Origin of the sequence: Streptomyces anatolicus, assembly GCF_019400875.1 — a bacterium.
GTDB classification, from domain to species: domain Bacteria; phylum Actinomycetota; class Actinomycetes; order Streptomycetales; family Streptomycetaceae; genus Streptomyces; species Streptomyces anatolicus.
The window spans coordinates 1-5158 of sequence record NZ_WMBF01000451.1 but is presented as its reverse complement, the minus strand read 5'-3'; the positions used below and the strand labels follow the sequence as shown (position 1 = coordinate 5158).

Annotated in this window: 3 protein-coding genes; all 3 read right to left on the bottom strand. The window is 74.4% G+C overall.

Annotation, left to right across the window (positions count from 1 at the left end):
* Positions 1 to 22 precede the first annotated feature (22 nt).
* A complete protein-coding gene (locus GKQ77_RS27190) occupies positions 23 to 1105 on the bottom strand; it encodes a M23 family metallopeptidase (protein ID WP_219691574.1) in 1083 nt (360 codons plus the stop codon).
* Between the two features lie 193 nt (positions 1106 to 1298).
* The gene (locus tag GKQ77_RS27185) at positions 1299 to 3035 is read right to left on the bottom strand and encodes a GAF domain-containing sensor histidine kinase (protein WP_258022044.1); all 1737 of its coding nucleotides are present in this window, start codon (positions 3033 to 3035) and stop codon (positions 1299 to 1301) included.
* A 163-nt stretch (positions 3036 to 3198) separates the two neighbouring features.
* The coding region (cydC, locus tag GKQ77_RS27180) for a thiol reductant ABC exporter subunit CydC (RefSeq protein ID WP_258022043.1) at positions 3199 to 5158 on the bottom strand (1960 nt) is incomplete at its 5' end.

Below are 5158 nucleotides of genomic sequence, written 5' to 3'. Positions count from 1 at the left end.
GCCAGTCCCGATCCAGCCCCGCCTAACCCCCGGACCCCTTGAGCCGTACGCCCCGCTCGGCCAGCCACTTCCTGGGATCCACCCCCGAGCCGAAGTCCGGCGTGAGCCGGGTCTCGAAGTGCAGATGCGGCCCGGTCGAGTTGCCCGTCGTGCCGGCCTGCCCGACCCACTGACCGGCGCGCACCTTGTCCCCCTGGTCGACGGTGACGGCGGCGAGATGCGCGTACTGCGTGAAGTAGCCGCCGCGATGCCGCACGACGACCTCGATGCCGAAGCCGCCGCCGCACGACACGCTCTCCACCCGGCCCGCGCCGACCGACCGCACGGGCGCCCCGATGCCGACGGCGAAGTCCTGCCCGGTGTGCCGGTGCGCCCAGCGCTCGCCGGCGCTGTCGAAGCCCGCGGAGAGTTCGTACTTCTTCACGGGCGCGACCCACGCGCGCGTGGAGGAGGTTTTCGGCTGGTCCAGGCGCACGGCACCCCGGCACTTGCCCGCGGCGACGGACCGGTCGGCCTCGCCCTGCAAGGCCCACCGCGCCGACTCCAGCTTCCGCTCGATGCCGCGCTTCAGCTTCGCGAGGCGTACGTTGCGCCGGTCCAGGACGCGTCTGGCCCGGTCCGCGTCGCGTTGGGCGGCCGCGAGCCGGGACGCGGCCCGCTGCGTCTTGGCGACGGCGCTGTTGACGGCCAGGTCGGCCTGCCACATGGCCTGCTTGCCGCGCACCAGGGCGTCGGGGCTGTCGGCCAGGAGCAGCTGCGCGGTGTAGGGGAGCCCACCGCCGGTGCGGTACTGGGCGCTGGCCAGCCGACCGAGGTCATCGTGCAGGACCCTTACGTGGCGGCGCTTCTTGGAGAGGAGTCGGTCCAGTTTCCGGACCTTCGCCTTCTGGAGGCGCGCCGCCCGCCGCCCCTCTTCGTAGCGGGCGGTCGCGAGGGAGGCCTCTTCGTAGAGCCGCGCCACATCGGCACTCGCGCTCGGCCCCTCGGCGGCCGCGGCCGGGCCCGTCGCGAGGGCGGGCGTGAGCCCGAGCAGCACGCACAGCAGCACCGGCACAGACAGGAGCGGGCGCGGGTGCGGGCGCGGACGACGGTGGCTCAGGCGCATGTCACGGATCGTTGCCCCGCGCGGAGGCACGGTTCCTCCGGGGCTCCTGCACTCGGGGGCGCGATGCCCCCGTACGGCCCAGGCACGTACCGCCGAACAGGGCTGCCGGGCTGCCCGCCGAGGCGTCAGCAGAGCGCCCGGCTCAGCGAGGCGCCCTGCTCAGCGAGGCGCCCGGCTCAGTAAGGCACCCGGCTCAATAAGGCGCCTGCCACACCACCGCCGTACCGCCGCCGTCCTCGCCGATCCCGGGCCCGTACCAACTGTCGCCGCCCAGCGACTCCGCCCGCCGCTTGAGGTTCTTCAGGCCGCTGCGCCGACCGCCCTCCGCGATGCCCACGCCGTCGTCGGCGACGGTCAGGCGTACGCCCTGCTGCCCGTCGGGCAGTGCCACCGTCGAGTCGACGACGACGTCGATACGGGCGGCCTGCGCGTGCCGGAAGGCGTTGGACAGGGCCTCGCGCAGGGCGGCGATGAGGTTCTTCCCGGTCAGCTCGCCGACCACGGTGTCCACGGGCCCCACGAAGTGGTGCGTGGGCTTGAAGCCGAGCGGGACGGCGGCCATGTTGATCTCCCGCAGCACGCGCGTGCGCAGCCCCGACGGCGCCTCGGCCGGGCCCTGCTGGAGCGCGAAGATCGCCGTACGGATCTCCTGGATCGTCACGTCCAGCTCGTCGACGGCCTTGCCGACACCGACCTGCACCTCCGGCACGACGGACCTGCGCTGGGCGCTCTCCAGCATCATCCCGGTGGCGAAGAGCCGCTGGATGACGAGGTCGTGGAGGTCCCTGGCGATCCGGTCGCGGTCCTCGTACACCGCGAGCCGTTCCCGGTCCCGCTGCGCCTCGGCCATCATCAGCGCGAGCGCGGCCTGCGAGGCGAACTGGGCGGCCAGCGTCCGCTCGGCCTCGCTGAAAGGGCGCGCCCCACGCGCGCGGGGCGTCACCAGCGTCCCGAGGACCCGGCCGTCACTGTGCAGCGGCAGCATCATGACGGGGCCGTAGCGGCGGGCGAGGTCCGTCATGGCGCGGGGGTCGGTGGCCGCGTCGTCGATGAAGACCGCCTGCCCTTCGAGGAGTTGGGCGACGATACGGCTCTCCGGAGGGATGACCATGCCCAGCGCCCCCGTGGGCTCGTCCGAGGAGACGGCGACGATCTCCATGCCGCCCTCCTCGTCGGGCAGCAGCACGATCCCGGCGGCCGAGTCCGCGAGGTGCCTCGCCTGCTCGGCGACGACGGCGAGGGCTTCCTCCGCGTCGCTGCCGGAGAGCAGGGCCGTGGTGACCGCCACGGAACCGTCGATCCAGCGTTCGCGCTGCTTGGCGGCTTCGTACAGGCGCGCGTTGCCGATGGCGATGCCGGCCTCCGTGGCGAGTACGCGCACCATGTGCACGTCGTAGTCGTTGAACTCGGCCCCGCCCCGCTTCTCGGTCAGATAGAGGTTGCCGAAGATCTCTCCCTGGACGCGGATGGGGACGCCGAGGAAGCTCCGCATCGGCGGGTGGTGGGCCGGGAAACCGCAGGAGCGCGGGTCGGCGGAGAGATCGGCGAGGCGCAGCATCCTCGGCTGGTGGATGAGGGCGCCGAGCAGCCCCTTGTGGCCGTCGGGCAGCCGCCCGATCCGCTCGGCGGTCCGCTCGTCGATGCCGTGGTAGACGAACTCGGAGAGTCCCTTGCCGTCTTCGGAGACGACGCCGATCGCGGCGTAGTGGGCGTCGGCGAGTTCGGCGGCGGTCTCGCAGATGCGGTCGAGGGTGGTGTGGAGTTCGAGCCCGGTGCCGACCGACCGCATGGCTTCGAGCAGCTGCGGCACCCGCGAGGTCAGCTCGGGCGAGAGCCCCTGGAGGCCGCGGGTCGCCCGCACCGCCGAGCCCGCCGAGTCCGGTGTGCGGTCGGGGAGCGGGGAGTCGGCGGAGGCCGAGGGTACTGACATGTCTTTGAGCCTAGTTAGTCCTATTTGCAGGGGAAAGTCGAGGCCGGCCAGCGGCCCTCTCCGGCGACCAGCGGCCCGTCCAGCCCGCCCCGGCAACCGGAGGCCCGGGTCCAGCCCGCCCCGAGGCCCGGACGCAGCTCCCAGCTCCCAGCTCCCGGAAGGCTCAGCCCACGCTCAGCAGATCCGCCGCCCGCTCCACCTCCAGCATCCTCCGCAGCGGGCCCTCCACCGCCGCCAGTTCCTCGTACGTGCCGCGCTGCGCCACCCGCCCCGCGTCGAGGACGAGCACCTCGTCCACCGCTTCGAGCCCGGCGAGGCGGTGCGTGATGAGCAGCGTCGTACGGCCCTCCGTCGCGGCGAGCAGGTCGGTCGTGAGGGCGTCGGCGGTCGGCAGGTCGAGGTGCTCGGCGGGCTCGTCGAGCACCAGGACGGGGAAGTCCGCGAGCAGCGCGCGGGCGAGCGCGAGGCGCTGACGCTGCCCTCCGGAGAGGCGCGCTCCATGCTCGCCGACGAGCGTGTCGAGTCCGTCCGGCAATGAGTCGGCCCAGCCGTCGAGCCGGGCCCGCTCCAGCGCGCCGCGCAGCTCCCCATCGGTGGCGTCCTTCTTGGCGAGCAGCAGGTTCTCGCGCACCGAGCTGTCGAAGATGTGCGCGTCCTGGGCACAGAGCCCGACCATGCCGCGCACGGTGTCGCCGTCCAGCGCGGCCGCGTCCGTGCCACCGAGCGTGTACGTCCCTTCGTACGAGCCCAGGAAGCGCAGCAGCACCTGCGCGAGCGTCGTCTTGCCGGAACCGGAAGGGCCGACCACCGCGATCCGCCGCCCCCGCTCCAGCGTCAGGCCGACGCCCGCGAGCGCGTCCCCCGCCTGACCTTCGTACCGTGCGCGCAGTCCCTCGACACGCAGCGGGAACGGCGTCAGCGGCGCCTCGGCGGGCGCGGCGGGCTCCGGTACGGGCTCGGGTGCGTCCAGGACCTCGTGGACCCGCTCGGCGCTCTTCCTGACCCGCTGGCGGTAGCGCACGGCGAGCGGCAGCCCGAGGACCGCCTCGAACGCGGCGAGCGGCGTGAGGACGACCACGGCGAGGGCGATCCCGCCGAGCCGCCCGTCCTGCACGGCCCGCACTCCGACGAGCGCGGCCGCGGCCACGGTCAGCCCGGTGACGAGCGCGCCCAGGCCGTCACCGAGCGCGGTGGCGGTGGCACCCCGGGAGGCGATCCGCGTCAGCTCGGCGTCGGCCTCCCCCGCCTTGGCCGTACGACGCTTCAGCGCGCCCGCGACGGTCAACTCCGCGGTGCCGGTGAGCAGGTCCGCCACGCGCGTGGCGAGCACCCCGCGCGCGGGAGCGAGCTTCCGCTCCGTGCGGCGCGCCACGGCACCGCTCAGCAGCGGCACCCCGACGCCGGCCGCGAGCAGCCCGGCGGCGAGCACCGCGCCCGCCTCGGGGAGCAGCCAGGCGGTGAATCCGACGGCTCCCGCGCTCACCACGGCCGCGGCGGACGCGGGCAGCAGCCAGCGCAGCCAGTAGTCCTGGAAGGCGTCGACATCGGCGACCAGACGGGAGAGGAGGTCACCGCGGCGGGTCGTGCGCAGCCCGGCAGGGGCGAGCCGCTCCAGGCGCCGGTAGACGGCGACGCGGGTGTCGGCGAGCATGCGCAGCACGGCGTCGTGCGAGACGAGCCGCTCGGCGTAGCGGAAGACGGCGCGGCCGATGCCGAAGGCGCGGGTCGCCGTGACGGCGATCATCAGGTACATCACCGGAGGCTGCTCCGAGGCCCGGGATATGAGCCACCCGGACGTGGCCATGAGCCCCACGGCACTGCCCAGCGCGAGACTGCCCAGCAGCAGTGCGAGCGCCAGCCGGCCCCACCTGGCCCGCGCGGCCTCCCGCACTCGGGCCAGGGCCCCGGCCCCGGCCACGGCCCCGGCCCCGCGCTTGAAGCGCGGAGCTGACGAGCCGCGCGGGGGCAGGGGGCCACGGGAGGCGCTGATGGCCTCGGAGGAGCCGGTGACCTCGGAGGAGCCGGTGACCTCGGAGGAGCCGGTGACCTCGGAGGAGCCGGTGACCTCGGAAGTGCCGGTCGCCCCGGAGGCGCCGGTCGCCCCCGCCCCAGCCACCTGCCGC

Coding starts and splice junctions, on each gene's coding strand:
- GKQ77_RS27185 (WP_258022044.1), bottom strand. CDS start 3,035: ATGTCAGTACCCTCGGCCTCCGCCGACTCCCCGCTCCCCGACCGCACA.
- GKQ77_RS27190 (WP_219691574.1), bottom strand. CDS start 1,105: ATGCGCCTGAGCCACCGTCGTCCGCGCCCGCACCCGCGCCCGCTCCTG.